The sequence below is a fragment of the Hymenobacter sp. 15J16-1T3B genome (genome assembly GCF_020711235.1).
Taxonomy (GTDB): Bacteria; Bacteroidota; Bacteroidia; order Cytophagales; family Hymenobacteraceae; genus Solirubrum.
The window spans coordinates 337,223-358,239 of record NZ_JAJFAV010000003.1 but is presented as its reverse complement, the minus strand read 5'-3'; the positions used below and the strand labels follow the sequence as shown (position 1 = coordinate 358,239).

The window sequence follows — 21,017 nt, the reverse complement described above, 5'->3', positions numbered from 1 at the left end:
AAACGGAGCCTATTGGCACTTTTTCTAGGTCTAACTGCCTGCTCCTCGCCCGACCGACCCGCCGGCGCCCCCGGCGCCGACTCGGGCGACGTGCGCATCCGCTATACTGCCCGCCGCGTGCTGCTGCCCGAGGTGCCCGAGCGCGGCCGCATCCTCGACCGCCACGACTCGGTGCTGGTGGCCACCCGCCCGCAGTTCCTGCTGAAGCTGCCGCGCCTGCTCGACACGCTCAAGCTCGGCGAATTGCTCGGCTGGGACTCCACCACCGTGCGCCAGCGCATCAAGGACGCCGTGCCGGCCTACCGCTGGGGCGCGGCCTACCCCGTGCAGCTCAGCCTCACCCGCGCGGAAGTCGAGCGGGTGCGCCAGGACAGCAGCCAGACCGTGCCGAAGCTGACCTTGACGGAGCGCCCCCGCCGCACCTACACCACGGCCGCCGGCGCGCCGCTGCTCGGCTACATGTACGCCGAAGCCCAGCCCTTCCTCGGCCAAGCCCGGCGCACCCAGCGCGGGCGCTTCTACCGCCTGCGCAACGGCGGCGTGGAAAGCTACTACAACGGGCTGCTCAGCGGGCACCGCGGCTACCAGCACCCGCTCGTCGATGCCCAGGGCCGGCAGCACGGCAGCTGGGCCAAGGACACGCTTTTTCAGCAAGGCCAGGACCTGCACCTGACCATCGACGCGAAGCTGCAGACCTACGCCGAAAAGCTGCTGGGCAACCGCCGCGGCTACCTCGTGGCCCTGGACCCGAAAACCGGCGAAATCCTCGCCTACGTATCGGCGCCGGTGTACCCGGCCAGCACCATCACGGCCCCCGACAAGGCCGGCGTGCGGACCGAGCTGCTCGAAAGCCAGGACCTGCCCTTGCTCAACCGCCCGGCCATGCTGGCCAACCCGCCCGGCTCGGTGTTTAAGTTGGTGAATGCCGCCGTGGCTCTGCAGCTGGAGGCCATTACGCCCGCCAGCGCCTTTCCCTGCGACCAGTCTTTGGTGAGCTGCGTGCACGGGCACCGCCCGGCCAAGAACCTCACGGACGGCCTCAAGTACAGCTGCAACCCGTACTTCTACCGGGTCATGCAGAGCCTCATCGACTGCGTGCCCGACACCCTGGCCGGCGACACCGTGGCCGCCCGCCACGCCACCCTGGCCCAGTGGCGGCGCTACGTGCGCTCCTTCGGCTTCGATGCCGTGCTGGGCGTGGATTTGCCCCGCGAAGCCCCCGGCTTTCTGCCCACCCCGGCCTATTACGACAAGGCCCGCCGCACCCGCGCCTGGACGTACCGCTCCATTTACTCGCTGAGCCTGGGCCAGGGCGAAATCAACCTCACCGGGCTGCAAATGGCCAACCTAGCCGCCATCATTGCCAACCGCGGCTGGTACTACCCGCCCCACCTGGTGCGCGGCATCGGCGCAGGCGGTCCGCTGCCGCGCTTTCGGGTGAAGCACCGCACCCTGGTCGACAGCGTGCACTTCGAAGCGCTGATTCCGGGCATGCAGGCCGTGATGCGCAGCGGCACCGCCGCTTCGTCCAGCCTGGCCGACGTGGGCATCAGCGTGGCCGGCAAAACCGGCACCGTGCAAAACGACGAGGGCGACGACCACGCCGCCTTCATCGGCTTCGCGCCCGCCGACAAGCCCAAAATTGCCGTGGCCGTGTACCTCGAAAACGCCGGCTTCGGGGCCGAAGCCGCCGCGCCCTGCGCCGTGCTGGTGATGGAAAAGTACTTGCGCGGCTCCGTTGCGCCGAAGCGGAAGCGCTGGGAAAAGCGCATTAGGCGCGAGGCCGGCAGCGAGTAGCGGGCGGCCGCGGATTAGCTACTCAGCCAGCCGCTTGCCAGTACCGGACCGTCACCTTCCGAAGAGTTGTCGCCGGGTACGATAGGCTTGCTATACTTACTAGCAGTATGCACGAACTGATTGACCGCATTGCCACCACGCTCCGGGCCAAGTGTCCTCATGTCAGAATTTCGGTAAGAAGCGACGATGAATTGGCTATTCATCCGGCCAATGCCCAGGGCTTCGCAATCGTGGTACAAGCCGGCGAACGGGAACACACCCTGTATTTCGGCAACTGGCACTTCCATTTCGACAACACTGCCGATGGCAAAAACGAGTTGCTGGATTACCTGAGCTACGGCTTGTCGACGCAGGGCCGCTTGAAAACCTACGCGCGGGCCGGGCGGGAGTACAAGTGGACATTTGAGATGCAAAACCCTGACAACCAGAGCTGGCAACCAGTGGGCACGATGGGGACGTTTGACTGGCGGTTCTGGCTCACTCCGCAAATTCGCTACGCGCAAAACGACTTACTGGAATGGTAGACGCAGCCACAGTCCGCTTCTCGTAGCAAGCTGCGAACTTCTGCCGGCCGGTGCGGTTTGACTTGGGTCTGCGTAGTTCCTCATTCCTTACTCCTACTGCATGCCCGCAACCATCACCATCGCCCCGAATTCCGCCCGGCCCCTGACCGTCAACCGCCTCGGCTACGGCACCATGCGCCTCACCGGCCCCGACATCTGGGGCGAGCCGGCCAACCGCGCCGAGGCCCTGCAGATCCTGCGCACCGCCGTGGAAAGCGGCGTGAACTTCCTCGACACAGCCGACTACTACGGCGAGGACGTCACCAACCGCCTCATCCGCGAGGCCCTTTACCCTTACCGCGACGACCTGGTCATCTGCACCAAAGTGGGCGCCACCCGCCGCCCGGACAAAAGCTGGGTGCCCTTCAACCGGCCCGAGCAGCTGCGCCAGAGCATCGACAACAACCTGCGCACCTTGAGCCAGGAGCAGGTGCAGCTGGTGCACCTGCGGCTGATGGGCCACGGCCCGGTGCCGCTGGCCGAGCAGCTCGGCGCCATGTTCGACCTGCAGCGGGAAGGCAAGATTCTGCACGTGGGGCTGAGCAACGTCACGCCCGAACAGCTGGAAGAAGGCCTGCGCCTGGGCCCGGTGGCCTCGGTGGAGAATATGTTCAGCTACGCCCAGCGCACCACCGTGGAGCTGCCCCACGGCTCCAACCCCGGCGGCGAGGAAGTGCTGCACCTCTGCGAGCAGCACCAGATTCCACTGGTTCCGTTCTTCTCGCTGCTGCACGCCTTGCCCAAGCAGCTCGACAAGGTGGCCGAAATAGCCCGCCGGCACGCGGCCACGCCCGCCCAACTCAACATTGCCTGGCTGCTGCACCACTCGCCCTGGCTACTGCCCATTCCGGGCACTTCCTCGCTGGCGCACCTGCGCGAAAACCTGGCGGCCACGGATATTGAGCTGAGCGCCGAGGAAATGGCCTACCTGGGCTGAGGCGCTCAAGGAGTGACTTCGCCAACCAAGCTGCGGGCAGCCGGACGTACCGGCTGCCCGCTCTCGTTGTAAACAGCTGAAATCGTTGACAAACGGCTGGATTGCCGCGGGGTATTGGAAGCTTGTCAGTAATATTACCAACCCGTAATATTAACCCCCTTCGACCCTGCCCACACGGGGCTGAACTGGTTCTGCTTCCCTCCGCCATCAGCATGAAAACCTGCTTACTCACCTGCCTGCCCGCCGTGCTGCTGGGCTTGGCTGCCGGCTCCGCGCGGGCCCAAACCACCTACGCCGTGCCCGCCGGGACGAGCAGCGCCACCATCACCACCTGCAACGGCCTCATCACCAATACCAGTAGCGGAGGCCTGTACCCGCCCGACCAAAACGCGACCATCATCATCTACCCGGCTACCCCCGGCGCGAAGGTCACCATCACCATTCCATCTACCTACATCGAGGGCGGCTACGACTTTTTGACCGTGTACAACGGCAACAGCGCCAGCGCGCCTTCGCTGGGCACGTTCACCGGCACCGTGGCGGGCACGTTCACCTCCACCAGCGCCGATGGCAGCCTGACCCTGACTTTCTTCTCCGACTCCATCGTGCAGTACCCCGGTTGGTCGGCCACGGTAGCCTGCACCCTGCCGCCGCCCCGGGTGGGCATTGGTACCACGGCCCCCACGCAGGCGCTGGAAGTGGCCGGGCAGGTGTTCAGCAACGCGGGCGGCTTCCGCTTCCCCGACAACACCGTGCAAACCACCGCCGCGGCCGCGCAGCAGCTCAGCATCACGGGCTCGACCATCAGCCTGAGCGGGGGCGGCTCCGTCACGGTGCCTTCCTCGGCCGACAACCTGGGCAACCACACCGCCACCCAGAACCTGCGCCTCAACGCCAACTGGCTCTCGGGCGACGGCGGCAACGAGGGCGTGCGCATCGACAACGCAGGCAACGTGGGCGTGGGCGTGGCCGCGCCCTCCGCCCGCCTCGACGTATCGGCCAGCGCCGGCACGCCGGCCCTGCGGCTCAGCGCCGGGCCGCTGGTCCTGAGCGTGGCATCGGCCGTGGCCAGCACCGCCGCCAGCACCCTCACGGTGACGTCGGCCGTGCACTACTTCACCGACAACGCGGCGGCCGGCGCCAACGGCACCCTCACGCTGGGCTGGACCGGGCCGCTGGAGGGCCAGACCCTGCTGCTCGGCAACTTCGACTCGCAGGGGCTGCCGGTGGCGCACGCAACGGGCACGACGACCGTGGCCCCGAACGCCATTGCCCGCTTTATCTTCCTCAACGGCGGCTGGCGCCCGATGTGAGCCGGCCGGCTACCGCCCGCCCCGGCCGCCGCGCACGAGCTGGTAGAGGGCGTCGCGGTAGGTGTCGCTGACGGGAATCATCTTGTCGTGCACGTAGAGCGTGTTCCCGTCGATGGCCTGCACGTGGTCGAGCGAGACGATGAAGGACTTGTGCACCCGCAGAAACGGCGGCTGCGGCAGCGTGTCGGTCAGCTCCTTGAGCGTTTGGTAGGTAATGAGGCGCTGGTCCGCGAGGTGCAGCACCACGTAGTTGTTGAGCCCTTCCACGTAGCGAATGTCGGCGTACTCTACGCGTATAAAGCGGTTTTTGGAGTCGCCCTTCACGAACAGGTATTCGGCCACCGGCGCCGCAGGTACCGCTGGCGCCACGGAAGGAACCTGCGGCGCCGGTAGCTCTGCGGCCGCGGCGGGCGCCGGCATCAGCAGCGCCAGGGCTTTCTGGGCGGCTTTCAAAAACCGCTCGAAGCTGATGGGCTTGAGCAGGTAATCCACCACGTCGTTTTCGAAACCGTCGAGGGCATACTCGGGGTACGCCGTGGTGAGGATGACGCGGCAGCGCGGGCCGGCCAGGCGCAGAAACTGCAGGCCGGTGAGGCGCGGCATCTGAATGTCGAGGAAGACGAGGTCGGCGCGGCCCTGCTGCACCCAGGTCAGGCCCTCGATAGGGTCGGTGGTGGTACCAGCCAGCTTCAGAAACGGCACCTGCCCGATGTAGTCGGCCAGAATAGCCAGAGCCGGCGGCTCGTCGTCGATAACTACGCAGCGAATCATGGGCGGCAAAGCTAGGCGGTGGCGGGGGCCGGTGCCAGCGGCTGGGCCGCGGGCGCAGCCGCGGCGGCCGGCACGGTGGGCGCGGCCTCGTCGTACACGAGCAGGCGGGCCTGAAACTCGGCGCCTTCGGGGCCGGTTTGCAGCTCGTGCTGGCCGGGGTAGAGCAGCTGCAAGCGGCGGCGCAGGTTGCTCAGGCCGATGCCGCTGGTGGCATCGGATTGGTAATCGTGGCGGCGGTTGCGCACCGTGAATTCCACCCGGCCGGGCTGCAGGCGCAGGTGCAGGCGCACGGGGGCCGCCGGGTCGTCGAGCACGCCGTGCTTGAAGGCGTTTTCCACGAAGGGAATCAGCAGCAGCGGGGCCACGCGGTGGCCGGCCGGGTCGCCTTCTACGGTAAGCTCCGCGTTGAGGCGGCCCGAGAAGCGCAGGCGGTGCAGGGCCAGGAAATTGTCCAGGTAGTCGATTTCCTGGGCCAGTTCCACGCGGCCGTCGGGCGTGTCGCGCAGCATGTAGCGCATCAGCTCCGAGAGTTTCATCAGGGCACTGGCCAGCTCCTTGTCGGCGGCGTAGGCCCTGCCGAAGAGCATGTTGAGCGTGTTGTAGAGAAAGTGCGGGTTGATCTGCGTTTTGAGGAAGGCTGCCTCGGCGGCGCGCTTTTCGGCCGTGAGCTGACGGGTTTCCCGCTCCCGGCGCAGGGTGGTTTCGGTGGTCCACACCAGGGCGCTCAGAGCCAGCGGCAGCACGGCGTAGTAGGTATTGTCGAGCAGGTAGTAGAGCCCCGTGGTATCGGGACCGTAGTTGCGAAAACCGAGCACGGCCGGGTACAGCGCCTCTTCGAGCAGCGCCCGGGTGCCGGCAAACACCAGCACGGCCCCGAGCAGGCCCAGCACCAGCTGGGGCACCCGCCCCAGGTGCAGCCAGCGCGGGTACACCAGCAGGTAGCAGCAGTAAAACGTCACCATGCGGGCCGTCAGAAACGATGCCTGCAGCCACAGCTTGGTGCTCAGCGCAGTGCCCCCGGGCCGGGGCTCGAAGAGCAGCCAGGCGCCGAGCAGCACGTAGCCAGCGTAGGCCAGCCACAGCAGCACGTGCCAGCGCAACGCGGATTTGAGGGGCAACGAGGACATGGCGCAGGCAAAACGGTGAAGCCCAAAACTATCCGCTGCGCAGCTGGAGCCGGCATTTTTTACGTGAGTGGGCGGTTTGGCCGGGTCAGTGGGCCGGGCGGCCGGGTGAGGCCGGCGCGGGGCGGGCGGCGGAAGTTACCCCGCATTTGGGGCCGGTGGGATAATCTTTTTTCGGCGCCGCGCCGGGCCCGGCACTTTTGAGCCACCCAACCGCCCAAACGCCCCCTGCCATGCACCAGCCTCAACTCCCGCCACGTTTCGGTCTGCTTCTCCTTGCCTCGCTGGCCCTCGGCGCGGCGGCCCAGGCCCAGGCGCCGGTGCACGGCACCTTGCAGGACGCCGCCGGCCAGCCCCTGCCCTTTGCCACCGCCGTGCTGCTGCACCTGCCTGACTCGTCCGTCGCCAGCGTGCAAACAGCCGATGCGCAGGGCGCTTTCCGCTTCGAAACGGTGGCGGCCGGGCCCTACTGCCTCAAGGCCCTGCTCCTGGGCTACCGGCCGCAGCACTACGGCTTCACGGTCACCGACCAGCCGCTCACGCTGCCCGCCCTGCGCCTGCCCAGCGCTACCACTGCCCTGGCCGAAGTGGTGGTGGAGGGCCGCCCGCCGGTGCTGGAGCAGCACGCCGACCGGACCGTGGTGAACGTGGACCGCCTCAACACCGCCGGCGACAACGCCCTGGAGGTGCTGCGACGGGCCCCGGGCGTGACGCTCGACAAGGACGACCAAGTGCAGTACCGCGGCAGCGGCAGCGTGCTGGTGCTCATCGACGGCAAGCAAACCTACATGAGCGGGGCCGCGCTCAGCAACTACCTCAAGTCGCTGCCCGCCTCGGCCATCAGCCAGATCGAGCTGCTGCCCAACCCGCCCGCCTCGCTCGACGCGGCCGGCACGGCGGGCGTCATCAACCTGCGCACCCGGCGCAGCCTGCGGCCGGGCCTGACGGGCACCGCTACCGCCACCGGCGGCTACGGGCGCTACGAGAAAGGCTCGGGCGGGCTGAACCTGGCCTACAACGCCGGCCGGCTGCGCACGTTCGGGCGGGTTGATCTGACGCACTCCAACTCGTTCAACAACCTCGATATCCGCCGCCAGATCCGCGACACCACCTTTGCCCAGCAGAAGTACTGGCACCCCGTTTACAACGGCCTGAACTACGCCGCCGGGGTCGAACTGCCGCTGAGCCCGCGCCAGACCCTGGGCGGGCAGGTGCGCGGCGCCCTCGACCGCACCACGGCCCTCTCGACGGGTACTTCCATGGCCACGGCGCCCGATGGGCGGCCCGTCAGCACCGTGTCGCTCTACAACCCCTCCGCCAGCCGCAGCACCGACCGGGCCCTGAACCTGAACTACCGCCTGGCCCTCGACAGCACCGGCCGCGAGCTGACCGCCGACGCAGACCTGATTCAGTACCGCAGCCGCATGGACCAGAGCTACCAGGTTACGAGCAGCGCGCCGGCCGCCGCGGGCGCGCTCGGCGGGCAGCAGCGCAGCGACCAGGGCGCCGACGTCGTCATCCGGGCGCTCAAGGCCGACTACGTGCACCCCGCGGCCGGGGGCTGGCGGGCTGAAGCCGGCGCCAAAACCAGCTGGGTAACCACGTGCAGCTTCCTGAACTTCGAGCAGCTGCTGGATGAGCAGTGGCAGCTGGACGCGCCGCGCACCGACCGGTTTCGCTACGACGAAATCATCACGGCCGGCTACGCCACCCTGGGCACCACCTGGCGCGGGCTGGAGCTGAAAGCCGGCCTGCGCGGCGAGCATACGCACTCGGTGGGCGCCTCGGCCACCACCGGCCAGCGCGTGGTGCGCAACTACTTCCAGCTCTTTCCCACGCTGTTTGCCAGCTACAAGATCGGGGAGCACGACCAGCTGGGCCTCTCGGCCGGGCGCCGCATCAGCCGGCCGTCGTACCAGAGCCTGAACCCCTTCGTGACCTACACCGATGCCTACACCGCCTTGCAAGGCAACCCGTTTCTGGCCCCGTCCTTGGCCCGCTCGCTGGTGCTGAACTACGCCCACCGCAACTTTCAGGTGCTGAGCCTGAGCTACCTGCTCGAAACCAACGTGGTCAGCCAAGTGGCCTACCAGAACGACCAGACCAAGGTCACGACCACCGTGCGCCAAAACCTGGACCGGGCCCTCACGCTCACGCTCACCTCGGGCGGGCACACCGACGTCAGCCCGGCCTGGGGCATGGACAACGAGCTGGAGGGCAGCTACAACGCCGTGACTTCGCGCCTGCAAGGCCAGCCGGTGCAGCTGCGCCGCTTTGCCCTGTCGGCCTCCTCCAACCACACGGTGCGGCTGCCGCGCGGCTACCAAGTGCTGGTGAACGGCAGCTACGGCTCGCCCAGCGTGCAGGGCCTCTTCTACACCCGCAGCTACGCCAACCTGACGCTGGGCGCCAAAAAGCTGCTCTGGCGCGAGCGGGCCACGCTGAGCCTGCGCCTGAGCGACGTATTCGGCACCAGCCGCTTCCGCAGTATTATGGATTACAACAACATCCGCATGAGCTGGAACAACCAGTGGGAAAGCCGCCGCCTCTCGCTCAGCTTCACCTGCAAGCTCGGCAGCGGCAGCACCCACACCGGCCGCACCCGCGGCAGCGCCGACGAAGAAAGCCGCGCCGGCCACTAGCTGCCGGGCCGACTTGCGCCCAGCCCGTTCGCCGCCGATATTTCGGCGTCCCAGCCGCTGCGCGCGCACTTTGGGCCCGCCGCCGACGTTGGGGCAGCTAGTCTATGAAACCTACCCGGCATTTCCCTTTCGTGCGTTACCTCGGCGGCTTGGCGAGCCTGGCCGTGCTGCTGCTGGCCGCTCCGGCCCAGGCCCAAACGGCTTCCCTGGCCGGCATCTGGCAGGGCGTCGAAACCGACACCGACGAGCCGGGCTCCACCTGGCCGGCGCTGCTGCGCATGCAGAACGGCAAGGGCAGCAGCCTCTTCGGCATCCTTTACCAGGAAGCGGGCGGTCGGCCGGGCGTCACCGTCACGTTTCAGGTGCAGGCCACGCGCACGCCCACCGGCCTGCGCCTCGACCAGGTGCGCAAGCTCAACGAAACGGGCCGCACGCCCGGCAGCTACTGGTGCGAGGGCCTCATCACCTTCAGCTACGACGCGCAGGAGGAAAAGCTGACCGGCCGCGCCGCCTACGACCCCGTCGGCACCTGCAACCACGGCAACTTCACGCTCTACCGCGTCAAGCTGAAATCGGCCGCCACGGTGCCGGCGGGCAGTTCCACCACCATCCGCGTGTCGGGCCGGCAGGTGCGCTGGTACGCCGACGCCGAGCTGAAGCAGCCCCTCGCCAGCGGCAACGAGTACCGCACCAAGCTTAGCAAAACCACCACGTTCTACATCACGCAGGGCTACTACCCCACCCGAGAAAGCGCCGTGGTGCCCGTCACGGTGAAGGTCGGCGGCGCGGCGCCCGCCCCAAAACCGGCCGCGCCGCCGGTGGCCGCAGCCCCGCCCGCCACCGAGCCGCCCCTTCCCCCGCTCGACACCGCCCGGCGCCGGCCTACCCCTGCCCCGCAGCCGGTGCCCGCTCCGTCGCCCGTGGTGACCGAAAAGCCGGTGGTACTGCCCACGGTGCTCTTTAAGCTGGGCACGGCCGAGCTGCTGGCCGACGGCCTGCCGGCCCTGAACCAGCTCGCCGCCGAGCTGCGCCAGCGCCCCGCCCTGCGTCTGCAGATTGCCGGCCACACCGACCGTGTGGGCGAGTCGGAGAAAAACCAGCTTCTCAGCGAGCAGCGCGCCGAAGCGGTAAAAGCATACCTGGTGAAAGCCGGCATCGAGCCCGCGCGCCTGAGCACCGTCGGCTACGGCGACACCCGTCCGCTCTTCCCCTCGCCCGATGCCCGCAACCGCCGGGTGGAAGTGGCGGAAGTGAAGTAGGCACCGGAATAGCAAACGGCCCGCCCCGGCAGTACCGGGGCGGGCCGTTTTGTGGGCTTATTGCGTGCTTATTCTTTCACGAGCGGCCGGCTGACGCGGGCCCCGTCGATGTCGAGCACCAGCCGGTAGGTGCCGGGCCGGCGTAGGCCCAGCTCGGCGGCCGTGAAGCGCCACTGGTGCGTGCCCGCGGCGGCCGCCCGCTCCTGCAACACGGTGCGCACGCGGCGGCCAGCCTCATCGAGTACGGTTACCGTCACCGGGGCCGGGCGGCTGAGCCGGTAGCTTAGGTTGAGCGCATCGGTGACCGGGTTGGGGTAGGTTTCGAGCTGGTACTCGAACGAGCTGGCCTGCAGATGCGTGCCGGTGGCCGTGTTCGTCACGGTCCACTGCGTAACGTAGGTATGCTGGGCGGCGTGCGTGGTGGCGCGCGAAAAACCGGTCGTGTCGGTTACTTCGGCCCGGATGACGTGCGTACCAGTATTCAGGGCCGTCAGCGGCACGGTTACCTGGCTGGTGTTGCGGGCCAAGGGGGCGCCGTCGCGCTGCCAGGTCACGCGCAAGGTATTGGGCGAAGGCGCCAGCAGAGTCAGGGCGAAGGGCACTGCGGCCGTGGGGTCGCTGAGGGCGGTGCTGGCCGGGCTGAAGCTCTGCACCGGCGGCACCAACGTGTGAATGCGCTCCACAAAGGTTTCGCGGCACACGTTGCAGAAGGGGGAGCCCAAGTAGCGCATCTTGCAGTTCTGGTGCGGGCGTTGCCAGAGCGGGTTTTCCACGAAGGGGTACACGCCTACGCTGCCGGTGCCCACCCACGGCGCCCAGCGCACCAGCGTGGGGTCGGTTTGGGCGGTCTGATTGGCCCGCTCACGGGCGTAGCCGGGGCCGGCCCAATACTCATCGGCCAGGTTGGCAAACGAGTGGCCCATTTCGTGGATGCAGGTTTCGCGGGAGCTGGCGTTGATGGAAAACGTGGCGTAAGCCGTGCTGCCGCCCCCGCCGTATTCCGTGGTGTTGACGAGCACGAAAGCCTGGTCGTAGAGCGGGAAGTGGGTGGAGAGCACGCCCGCCACGGCGCTGGCGCGGGTGGCCACCAGCAGCCGGTGAATGCTGTTCTGGTCGAATGAGCTGCCGAAGTAGTTGTTGACCGTGGCCGCGGGCATGGCGGTGCAGTCGGGGGCGGTGCGCGGGTGCTTGGCCCCGGCATCCACCGAAGGCACCCGAATGGCAAAAACGTTGAAGTAGTTCTGGTACTCGCGGAAGGGCGACTGCGCAAACAAGCCCGCCGCCACCCCGCGTACGTCGTTGACGAACTGGGGCAGTTGCGCGGTCTGGTACCCGTCGCTCAAAAACACAATGTTGACGCGCTGGTCGAGCGGGCCGGTTTTGATGAGGGTATCCACCTGGAACGTGGTTTGGCCGCTGGCGGCGCGGCCCCAGAGCAAGCCGGTCAGCAGTAGCAGGGAATAGAGCTTTTTCATGGACGAGTCGGTAATGGAAAATCAGTGGCCCCTACGGGCTGCCGGTCGACAACCTCCTCCACCCGCACCGCGGTGGCTTGCGGAACCAACGCCAGGCGCACGAAAAACTCGGCTTCGGGCAGCCGCACGTCCTGGCGCTGTAGCGCCCCGTCGGCCCCGGCCGTTTCCACGGAGCGGCGCAACGGGTGCTCCACGGCCGCGGCGGCCAACACCTGCCGCTGGGCCCCGAGCTGGCTTATCGTCAGGTAGTGCGGGGCGTGGCGGGCGTCTTCGGGGGCGGACTTGGGCGCACCGGCGGCCACGGTGCTGCCCAGCAGGGTAATGACGGCGGGTCCGCTCGGGCTGGCTATTGCTTTGAAGGTCAAAAATACCAGTTGGGGGCGGCTGGCCGTGGGCGCTGCTGCCGCGGGTGGCGCCGTAAACTGGTGCTGCGCCGCGGACGGGCGCCGGCAGCCGGCAAGCAGGCCGCTGAGCAGGCAGAATAGCAGCACGGAAAATAAGGCCGGCATAATCGGAGGCGGCAAATCAGAAAGCCAAAGGTACCAGCAAGTAAGCATTTTCGGTGTTGCCGCGGAGGCACTTCGCCCGGCTCTATTACCTGGCCTTGGCCACCGGTCTGCTTATGGGAAAGCCCACCGGGCGGCATCCAGCCGGCACACTTCCGTCGTGACCACCGCCGTTGCCATGCGCCTGCTGCTTGTCCTGCTGCTGTGCCAGCCCCTGATTGCCCGCGCCGCGGGTGAAGTCGATACGCTGCGCCACAGCAGCAGCATTGAAGCCTATCTGCGGCGACGGGGCCGGTGGGCCACAACGGAACTGGCGGCCGTCAACGCGTCCTTGCCAGACAGCGCGCAGTCCTTGATGTCACCTGCTGCGCCCGGGCACTGGCAGCGGACCGATTTCAGCCACGACGGCACGGACGACTTGCAAGTGCGGGCCCGCACCTGCCTCCGCCGCGACGTGGAAACGGAACAACTGCTGGTGCTGCTCGGCGGCCCCTCGCCCGCGGTGGAATGGACCGACGACCAGACCTGCTACCTCACGGTGGAGTATGCCAACGGCACAACCCACCGCATCACCGACTACGACCAGATGGGTACCTATGGCCTGGCCATGTGTGGCAGCACTACTAGCCTTTGGGGCGCACTAGGCCGGCGCTACCGCCGAAAAACACCATCTTCACGTATGCTCCACCGCTACCTGCTCGCCCCCTTGCTGCTGGCTGCTCCGCTGGCCACCCACGCCCAATCCTCCGCTTGGCACGGCAAGCAGTGCGCCGTGGTGCTGACCTACGACGACGCCCTCGACGCCGACCTGGACCGCGTCGTGCCCGCGCTGGATTCGCTGCAGCTGCGCGGCACGTTTTACCTCATTGGCTCCTCGCCGGTGGTGGCCAAACGGCTCGACGAATGGCGCAAGGCGGCCAAAAAAGGGCACGAGCTGGGCAACCACGCCCTCATGCACCCCTGCGACGGCACCCTGCCCGGCCGCTCCTTCGTCACGCCCGACACTGACTTGAGCAAGTACACCGTCGGGCGGGCGGTGAGCGAAATCCGGGCCACCAACACCCTGCTCCGGGCCATCGACGGCCGCAGCACGCACACCTTCGCCTACCCCTGCGGTGACCGGACCATCGGCGGCCAGGACTTCTACCAACCGCTGCGCAACGACTTCGTGGCAGCCCGCGGCGTGACCAAAGGCCTGCCCACGGCCGCGCAGGTCGACCTATCGAACGTAGCCTGCTACTCGATTAACGGGCAGTCGGCCGATTACATGCTGGATCTGGTGAAGCAGGCCCAGCAGACGCACACGCTGCTGGTGTTTCTGTTTCACGGCGTGGGCGGCGGCCACGCGCTGAACGTGGACGCCAACGCCCACCGCCAGCTGCTGCGCTACCTGAAGGCCCACGAGCGGGACATCTGGGTGGCGCCAATGGTGGAAGTGGCCGCCAGCGTGCAAGCCCAGCAGCGCGCCGCCGTTGGCGCGCCGCGGTAGGCTGGCCGGCGTTCGGACCTGCGGGCGGCAGCGTTATTCTTCGGCTCGGCCGCCTATCTTTCAGCTACGCAACCGCCTCCCGCCATGCCCCAGTCCCAGCCCGCTCCCAGCCAGTTTGCCCTGCGTTTCGACCGCCCCGCCGAGCCGGCCGGCCCCGCCGCGGACTGGCCCTGGCCCCTGCCCACCGCCCCCGACCACGCCCCGCACGTGCTGGAGCTAGCCCGGCTCGAAACCCCGCTGGGCCCGATGATGGCCGGTGCCACCGCCGAGGGCGTGTGCCTGCTGGAGTTTTTCGAGCGGCGGGAATTGCAAACCGAGTTGCAAGACTTGGCCCAGCGTTTCAACGCCCGGGTGGTGGAGCGCGACAACCCGCACTTACGCCAGTTGCGCGCCGAGCTGGCCGAGTATTTTGCCGGCAGCCGGCAGGAGTTTACGGTGCCGCTGCTCACGCCCGGCTCGGCCTTTCAGCAACAGGTGTGGCAGGAGCTGCGGCTCATTCCGTACGGCCATACCCGCAGCTACGGGCAGCAGGCCCTGGCCCTGAAGAAGCCCGAAGCCGTGCGCGCCGTGGCCGCCGCCAACGGGCAAAACCGCCTTGCTATCCTCATTCCCTGCCACCGCGTCATCGGCGCCGACGGCAAGCTGACGGGCTACGCCGGCGGCCTCTGGCGCAAGCAGCGGCTGCTGGCTCTGGAGCAGCAGCACCGGCAGCCCGCGGCCGGGCAGCAGATTTCGCTTTTTTAAGCCCCAAGCGCCTTTTGGGTCATTGCCGTTTGGCGGAGCCAGAATACTGTACCGCGTTATTCCTTCCGTGCAACTTATTTACATGCAAACGCCCACGCTTACTTTTCTCCTTGGTCTCGGCTCGACCATGTTCCTGCGGCCAGCGGTGCAGGCGCAGATTTCTGGCAACTATCGGAAAGCGGCCAAGGAAGCCAACGCCCACATTTTCAAAGACCAGCTTCCGAACGATCTGCCGCAGGCCAAAATTCTTTACATCAAGTTCGAGCCCGTACAAGTGCCGGCCCAACGTCCAGAGGGCATGACCTCGGAGGCGTACACCCGTTTGCGCTGGCACAACCAGAACTGCGGCTGGTCAGGCGACCAACTACGGCAGGCCGCCCGGAAATACCCGTTCGCGTACCGCATCACCACCCAGGATTCCGTGGCATACTACCGCAGTCAGGGCTATAAGTACTTGCTGTTCCACGACTCGTTCAACAGTTTCCTGACCAATAACTACCAAGGTGTGCGCACCCACATGTCCTTCAGTGGCGGAACGCGGTATTTCCAGGAGGAAATTACCACTGTCGATTTGTACGTGCAGGACTTGACGACCAATGATTTCTACGTGGTGGACAAGTTCAGCGAGCATCATTTGTACAAATACAGCCTTATCATCCCCCTGCTCACGAAAAAAGCCAGTAAGACATTTCCGGCCAAAAGCTGATGCCCGCGGGAAGCACTGGCCTCACAACAATGATGCATGCCTAACAATTATGTAACATTTGCGTAGTATCTTTGCAGCAAGAACGTGGGATTCACCAACATACAATATAGACCATGAAAAAGACCACCGCCGTTTCGACGCTGTTGCTGCTGGGTGGCCTGGGTAGCCTGGGCCTATGGGCTGCCCGCACGCTGAACTTCTCCCTGCGCATCGACTCGCTCGACGAAGACTACAGCGACTACTGCTGCTAGGCTCTGGCGCCTCTTCCGGGAATACAAGCAACCGGCCGGCCCCGCAGACGCGGGGCCGGCCGGTTGCTTGTGGTTGGGGCCGTTCTGCGCGCCGGCTCCTAGGTTATTACCTTTGGGGCTATCCTTTTCTGCCCATGCGCTGCTTTGTTCTTCGGATGGTCTGCTGGGCGTTGGCGTCGGCGCTGGGCGGGCCGCTGCTCGCGCAGCAGCCGCAGCTTCAGTGGCAACACCTGTGTTCGGTGCCCCCCAACGTCCGCTTCGACGCCCAGGGGTACGCGCACCTGCGCGGCTTCACCTGGCACGAACTGTACGACCTGTACGGCGACGCCGGGGGCACGACCTACGCGCTTGTCACGCCGGCGGGGCAGCTCACGCCCCCATCCTCCCGCCCCGTGGTGATTCCGGCCGATAGCGCAGACGGCACCCCGTACATCCCGCAGGGGGCCTGGCTGCCGGTAGCCGGCGGCGGCTACTTCAGCCCGTGGTTTTCGCGCACGCGGGTGTACCTGGGCCGCCAAGACCGCGGCAACACCACGCGCCGGCTGCTGCCGTTGGCCCTGCCGGCCACCTACGATTCGCCCCTGCGCCGGCACCGCTCCCTCGCGGCAATGCTGCCGGTGGGGCCGGGCAGCTTTGTGGCGGCGGGCGCAGTCATCATCGGCCCGCGCCGGGGGTGGTTTGGGACCGAGCCTCATGCTCCCGCGTTGCTCCGGGCCGACACCGCCGGCCGCGTGGCCTGGGCCTACGACTACGTGGCCCAAGCCCCGGCCAACGCCGGTCTGGAAATAGCCCACCTGCAGCGCACCGCCGACCACCAGTTTCTGCTCAGCGGCTGGTTTCACTGGCGCCTGACGGGCCCCCGGCTCCGGCAATGGCAGTGCTTTACCGCCGCCGAGCCCCATGAAGCCGCCGGGCCGGATGGCGCCAACGCGCCGCGCCGCCTCCTGTTTCTGGAAACCGACTCCCTGGGCCGCTTCCAGCGGCGCCACACGCCGGTGCTGCTCGACTCGCTGGAAGACGTGGTGCTGGCCGGGCCGCCGGTGGAGCTGCCGCAGCAGCGCGGGTTCGTCATCAGCGGGACCGTTCAGTTGCAGCCGCACCGCCAGGGCTACCACTTTGTGGCGGGCCTAGACCGCGCCTTTCGGGTGCGCTGGCGCTACTTGCTGGAGAATCCGGAACGCTCCACCCAGCTGGCCCCGGAAGTGCTGGGCGTGCGCGGCGACTACGCGCTGCTCACCCACAGCATCCGCTACCGGGCGGCCAGCCCCGCGCCCGATTTTGCCCTGCAACTGATTCGCTGGCGCGATGGTAAGCTGGCCGGGCTGCACACCCTGCCGACGACGGACAGCACCCGTTGGCGGTTTGTGCAGCACAGCACCTTCAACCCAGCCACCAGCCAACTACTGGTGAGCGGGTACTGCGTGCCCAATCTGCAAACAGGCGCTCCGGTAGATTTTATGGCCAGCTATTACTGGCCCGACTGGCCCCAACCCGGCCAAACCGCCGGCGTAGCCCCGCCCAGGCGGCTGCCGGCACGGGTGCTCCGGCAACGGCAACGAAAGGCAGCCCGGGAACTGCCGGCCGGCTGCAAGCCGTAGCGGCGGGCGAAAATCCCAGGTTTCGTCCGCCGCTACGGCGTTGGCAGTGGGCGAGCCCGCCCCGTAGGCAGTAACCGGGGCAGGCTCGCCCACCAAACGGCTCCTTACCGCGCGGCCACGGGCTTGGCGGCGGGCTTTTCTTCCTGCATGGGCTTCACGTTGTCGACGTAGTACCGCTCAATAAGCTTCTGGTACGGGTCGACGCCGGCTTTGGCGGGCTTGTCGGCCACCACGAAGTGCAGGGTGGTTTCGGGCTGGGTGAGCTTGATTTTGCGCAGCACCAGGGCCTTGCCGCGCACGTCCCAGGCTTCGCCGGGCGACTGATCGGCCCCGAATACGCCCACTTCCACGTAATCGGCCACGGGCGTGGACGTTTCGTTGCCCAGGGAGTCGGCGCGGAGCTTTTCGGCCTTGATGGTCAGCGCCACGTCGAACTTGCCGTCGGGCCGCGCGGTGTAGGTAGCGGTTTTCAACTCGTTTTTGTAGAGCGTGATGGTTTCGAACATGTCCCGGATCAGGTACCGCAGCGAGTCGGGCGTTTCGCGGCGGATGTAGGCCATCAGGTCGGCCGAGTTCGGGTACGGGTTGGTTTTGTAGCGGTTGGCGGCCGCGAAGTCGCCCAGGGCCTTGTTGAGCTTCTGCTCCCCGATGAAGTCCTGCAGCGCGTAGAACACCATGCCGCCCTTGTAGTAGTGGATGTAGGGCTGGCTCTCGACCAGCATCAGGGGCATTTCCTTTTTGCGCTCCTGCCGGCGGCCGCGCAGGTACTGGTCCAGCTCCCGGCGCATCACCTGCTGCATCTGGGCGGGCGTGAAGCGGTGCTTGCAGGTCATCAGGGCCGAGTATTCGGCCAAGGACTCGATGAGCATGCTGCTGCCCTGCACGTTGGCCCCCACGAGCTGGTGGCCCCACCACTGGTGGCCCAGCTCGTGGTTGGTGATGAAGTAGGTGTAATCGGGCGCGTTCGTGTCCCGCGGGTCGTCGATGAAGCCGGCGGCTTCGGAGAAGGGCACCGTGTTGGGCTGGCTCTGGGCGAAGCTTTTGTAGCGCGGAAACTCCAAGATGCGGATCTGGCGGTACTGGTAGGGCCCAAAGGCGGCCGAGTAGTACGGCAGGGCGTCGCGCAGGGCCTGGGCCATGCGGCGCACGTTGTAGGGGTGGTGCGGGTCGTAGTAGATTTCGATGGCCACGGGCTGGCCGCCGCCCCGGGGCTGCCAGGTTTCGCGGTGCACTTGGTAGCGGGCCGAGAGGATGCCGGTCATGGGCATCATGGGCTGGTCCATCTGGTACTGAAAGTAGCGGCGGCCGTTCTGGGTCCACTCCCGCTGCAGGTAGCCCGGCGTGACGGCAATCTGGTCGGCGTCGGTGCTGACGGTGGCCTGGTAGCGCACGTAGTCGGCGTCGGGGCCGAAGTCGGCGATGCGGCGGCCGCGCGGGTCGTTGAGGCGTAGGGCGCGGTCCTTGGGCTTGAGCCCGTAGCGCCGGCGCACGTCGTCGTCTTCCAGCTCGCCGGCCACCTGGTAGCCGATGCGCAGGCCGGCGTCGCTGAGAAAGGTGCCGTTGGCGGTCAGGCGGTCCTCGGGCGAGATATTGGCCCAGTCGAATACGCCGGTGCCCTTGAGCCGGGAGGTGAAGCCGCTGGCCCGGTAGCCCACCTCGAAGCGCAGGTCCAGGGAGTCGTTCGGCTGCAGCGGCTGCTTAAGGCGGTAGAGGCGCACGCCGCTGCCGGGGTCGTCGCGCAGCACCCGGGCGGGACGGCTCAGGCTGAGCCGGCTCGTAACGCTGCGGCTGGGGTCGTAGTTGATCAGCAGCGTGTCGAGGGGCCGGGCTTCCTTGTTGCGCAGGGTGAAGGTGCCGCGCATCCGGTAGCCACGGGGACTGGCCGTGGGAAACAGGTCGGCGGCGAGGTCAATGGCCACGATTTTGGGCTGCAGCAGCCGCTCGTAGCGCTTGTACTGCCGCTCGGTAGCGGCCTGCCGGGCTTCCAGGTCCTTGGGCGTGAGGTATTCGTTGAGGATGTTGGTGTTGTAGAAGACCCACCCACCGGCCGTCAGCAGTACCAGCAGGGCCCCGGCCAGGGCGGGCCGCACGCCGGGCGTGCGCAGGCGCTGCCCGAACAGGCGGGCCCGGCTGCCGAGACGGGTGTCGTTGCCGCGCACCCAGAGCAGGGAGGCCAGCAGCGCCAGCAGCAGCACCCCGGCCAGGTAGTAGAGGTTGAGGGCCAGCAGCGGAGCCACCATGTGCCCGTAGCCGTTCATGTCGGAGTAGGTGTAGGTGATGCCGGCCCCGAACTTGAGCAGCACGTGGTGCAGGCCCAGCGCGTCGGCCAGCAGAAACACCACCCCGTAGTACAGCATCATCACCGCGTGGCCCACGTACTTGTGGTTCACGGCCGTTTGCACCACCACGGCCAGGGTGCTGAGCACGGCGAGGTTGGCGGCTTGCAGCACGAAGTTTTTCAGGTAGAGCAGCGGTTCCACCAGCTCGGGGGCGCGGTAGAGTTGAATGCCCACGCCCACCAGGCTCAGCACCAGGCTCAGCAGCAGCTGCACGCCCAGCAGGGCCAGCACCTTGCTCACGAAGGGCAGCCAGGTGGCGTAGGGCAAGGCATCGAACACCAGTTGCAGGCGCACGTCCCGCTCGCGCCACACCAGCTCCCCGGCGTAGATGGTGGTGATGATGAGGAAGAACAGGGTGAAGTTGTCGTTGACCAGGTTCAGGATGAGGTAGGTCACCGGCATCTGAATGCCGCGCGGGTCCTGGTAAGTCCAGTAGGCGTTGAAAAGCACGAACACGACGCCCAGCAACGCCAGCGCCCGGAACGGCCAGGCGTTGACGACGTTCAGAAACTGCACCCGCGTGAGGCGCCGCAGCTGCCACCAGCTTAGCCCGCGGCTGAAGTCCTGCGGGGAGCGGCGCAGCCCGGCCCCGGCCGCGGCCAGCGGGGCGGTGTCGGCGGCCTGTTTTTTCTGGCGCACGCGGGGCAGGCCGAGGCGGAAATAGGCGCAGCTAGCCAGCAGCACCCCCAGCCCCACCCCGCACCAGAGCAGGCGGTTTTGCACCAGCTCCCCGCCCAGGTAATTGATGAGCCGGGTGTTGCGCTCGGCAATGGTCCAGTAGTTGGTGTCGATGCGCTTGGCGGCCAGCCCGAAGGGGTCGAGTAGGGAAAACAGGTGGTCGGAGCTGATGCGGGAAATGAAGTTCATGGCCACCTGGTAGCACACGAACAGCACCACGCCGCCCAAGTACACCACCAGCGGGGAGCGGAACACGAGGTAGGCGGCGAAGAAAATGCAGCCGGCAAACCAGGCGTTGGTCCAGGCCGCGCCCAACAGCGGCACCAGCAAGGCCAGCGGCTGCACCGGGCCCAGCTTCGAGGCTTCGACCCAGGGCATGAGCATGCCCAGCAGCGCCCCCACCGAAAGCCCGGTGATGACAAACCAGATGGCCAGCAAGGAGCCCAGGAAGCGCCCGGCCAGGTAGCTGGGCTTGCTCAGCGGCGTGGTGTACACCAGCCCGGTCATGCCATCCTTGTCGTCGCGGTAGATGGGCGTGCCCAGCACGGCCGCCGTTACGAACATGCCCAGAATGGAGGCAATAGTATGCAGCTCGGCCAGGGCATCGGGCGCGTTGACGTGCACCTTGGCCGAGCCGAAGCCGAAGTCGTCGACGGTCTGCGACAGAAAGCCGAAGAGGGCGAAGACCCCGAAGTACAGATACGTGCTCGGCTGGGTAAACCGGTACCGCAGCTCGAACTTGAAAATATGCGTGAACATGATGATCCGGGTTGGAATAGGCCGTCATGTCGAGCTTGCTGAGACATCACGCTCGGGCAGTAAACT

At 67.1% G+C, this 21,017-nt stretch carries 16 protein-coding genes; 11 read left to right on the top strand and 5 right to left on the bottom strand.

Features of this window, described 5'->3' with window-relative positions:
- The first annotated feature begins 12 nt into the window (after positions 1-12).
- The 4 genes from LJ737_RS07460 to LJ737_RS07445 all read left to right on the top strand — a co-directional run bounded on the left by LJ737_RS07460 (position 13) and on the right by LJ737_RS07445 (position 4,610).
- Positions 13-1,797, top strand: a complete 1,785-nt coding sequence (locus LJ737_RS07460) for a peptidoglycan D,D-transpeptidase FtsI family protein (protein WP_227764257.1) — start codon at positions 13-15, stop codon at positions 1,795-1,797.
- Positions 1,798-1,904: 107 nt separating this feature from the next.
- Positions 1,905-2,321 carry a hypothetical protein gene (locus tag LJ737_RS07455; protein WP_227764255.1) on the top strand — a complete coding sequence of 139 codons (417 nt, stop codon included), beginning with the start codon at positions 1,905-1,907 and terminating at the stop codon, positions 2,319-2,321.
- Between the two features lie 100 nt (positions 2,322-2,421).
- Complete coding sequence (locus LJ737_RS07450) at positions 2,422-3,297, top strand: aldo/keto reductase (protein ID WP_227764254.1); 876 nt, start codon at positions 2,422-2,424, stop codon at positions 3,295-3,297.
- A gap of 212 nt (positions 3,298-3,509) precedes the next feature.
- Positions 3,510-4,610: a CUB domain-containing protein gene (locus LJ737_RS07445; RefSeq protein WP_227764252.1), complete on the top strand. Its 1,101-nt coding sequence runs from the start codon at positions 3,510-3,512 to the stop codon at positions 4,608-4,610.
- Positions 4,611-4,619: 9 nt separating this feature from the next.
- Here the strand turns inward: LJ737_RS07445 and LJ737_RS07440 are convergent, their stop codons facing one another.
- Entirely contained in the window at positions 4,620-5,381 is a 762-nt protein-coding gene (locus LJ737_RS07440; RefSeq protein WP_227764250.1) for a LytR/AlgR family response regulator transcription factor, read from the bottom strand.
- An 11-nt stretch (positions 5,382-5,392) separates the two neighbouring features.
- Entirely contained in the window at positions 5,393-6,508 is a 1,116-nt protein-coding gene (locus LJ737_RS07435) for a sensor histidine kinase (protein ID WP_227764248.1), read from the bottom strand.
- A gap of 230 nt (positions 6,509-6,738) precedes the next feature.
- Between LJ737_RS07435 and LJ737_RS07430 the strand changes: the two genes are divergently transcribed.
- Positions 6,739-9,147, top strand: coding sequence for an outer membrane beta-barrel protein (locus LJ737_RS07430; RefSeq protein ID WP_227764245.1), 2,409 nt, complete (start codon positions 6,739-6,741; stop codon positions 9,145-9,147).
- Between the two features lie 104 nt (positions 9,148-9,251).
- Positions 9,252-10,406, top strand: coding sequence for an OmpA family protein (locus LJ737_RS07425; protein ID WP_227764243.1), 1,155 nt, complete (start codon positions 9,252-9,254; stop codon positions 10,404-10,406).
- A gap of 68 nt (positions 10,407-10,474) precedes the next feature.
- Here LJ737_RS07425 and LJ737_RS07420 read toward each other — a convergent pair whose 3' ends face one another.
- Both LJ737_RS07420 and LJ737_RS07415 read right to left on the bottom strand, forming a co-directional pair.
- Complete coding sequence (locus LJ737_RS07420) at positions 10,475-11,881, bottom strand: M64 family metallopeptidase (RefSeq protein ID WP_227764241.1); 1,407 nt, start codon at positions 11,879-11,881, stop codon at positions 10,475-10,477.
- Positions 11,878-12,390, bottom strand: coding sequence for a hypothetical protein (locus LJ737_RS07415; RefSeq protein ID WP_227764239.1), 513 nt, complete (start codon positions 12,388-12,390; stop codon positions 11,878-11,880). The genes LJ737_RS07420 and LJ737_RS07415 overlap by 4 nt, the downstream gene beginning before the upstream one ends.
- Positions 12,391-12,547: 157 nt before the next feature.
- Here LJ737_RS07415 and LJ737_RS27090 point away from each other — a divergent pair, with 157 nt between their 5' ends.
- The 5 genes from LJ737_RS27090 to LJ737_RS07390 all read left to right on the top strand — a co-directional run bounded on the left by LJ737_RS27090 (position 12,548) and on the right by LJ737_RS07390 (position 17,175).
- Complete coding sequence (locus tag LJ737_RS27090) at positions 12,548-13,876, top strand: polysaccharide deacetylase family protein (protein WP_227764238.1); 1,329 nt, start codon at positions 12,548-12,550, stop codon at positions 13,874-13,876.
- A gap of 84 nt (positions 13,877-13,960) precedes the next feature.
- Positions 13,961-14,620: a methylated-DNA--[protein]-cysteine S-methyltransferase gene (locus tag LJ737_RS07405; protein WP_227764236.1), complete on the top strand. Its 660-nt coding sequence runs from the start codon at positions 13,961-13,963 to the stop codon at positions 14,618-14,620.
- A gap of 82 nt (positions 14,621-14,702) precedes the next feature.
- The gene (locus tag LJ737_RS07400) at positions 14,703-15,326 is read left to right on the top strand and encodes a hypothetical protein (RefSeq protein ID WP_227764233.1); all 624 of its coding nucleotides are present in this window, start codon (positions 14,703-14,705) and stop codon (positions 15,324-15,326) included.
- Between the two features lie 113 nt (positions 15,327-15,439).
- The gene (locus LJ737_RS07395; RefSeq protein ID WP_165903891.1) at positions 15,440-15,577 is read left to right on the top strand and encodes a hypothetical protein; all 138 of its coding nucleotides are present in this window, start codon (positions 15,440-15,442) and stop codon (positions 15,575-15,577) included.
- 134 nt (positions 15,578-15,711) lie between these two features.
- Entirely contained in the window at positions 15,712-17,175 is a 1,464-nt protein-coding gene (locus tag LJ737_RS07390) for a hypothetical protein (protein ID WP_227764232.1), read from the top strand.
- Between the two features lie 104 nt (positions 17,176-17,279).
- Here LJ737_RS07390 and LJ737_RS07385 read toward each other — a convergent pair whose 3' ends face one another.
- Positions 17,280-20,951: an ABC transporter permease/M1 family aminopeptidase gene (locus tag LJ737_RS07385; RefSeq protein WP_227764230.1), complete on the bottom strand. Its 3,672-nt coding sequence runs from the start codon at positions 20,949-20,951 to the stop codon at positions 17,280-17,282.
- Between the last annotated feature and the right edge of the window lie 66 nt (positions 20,952-21,017).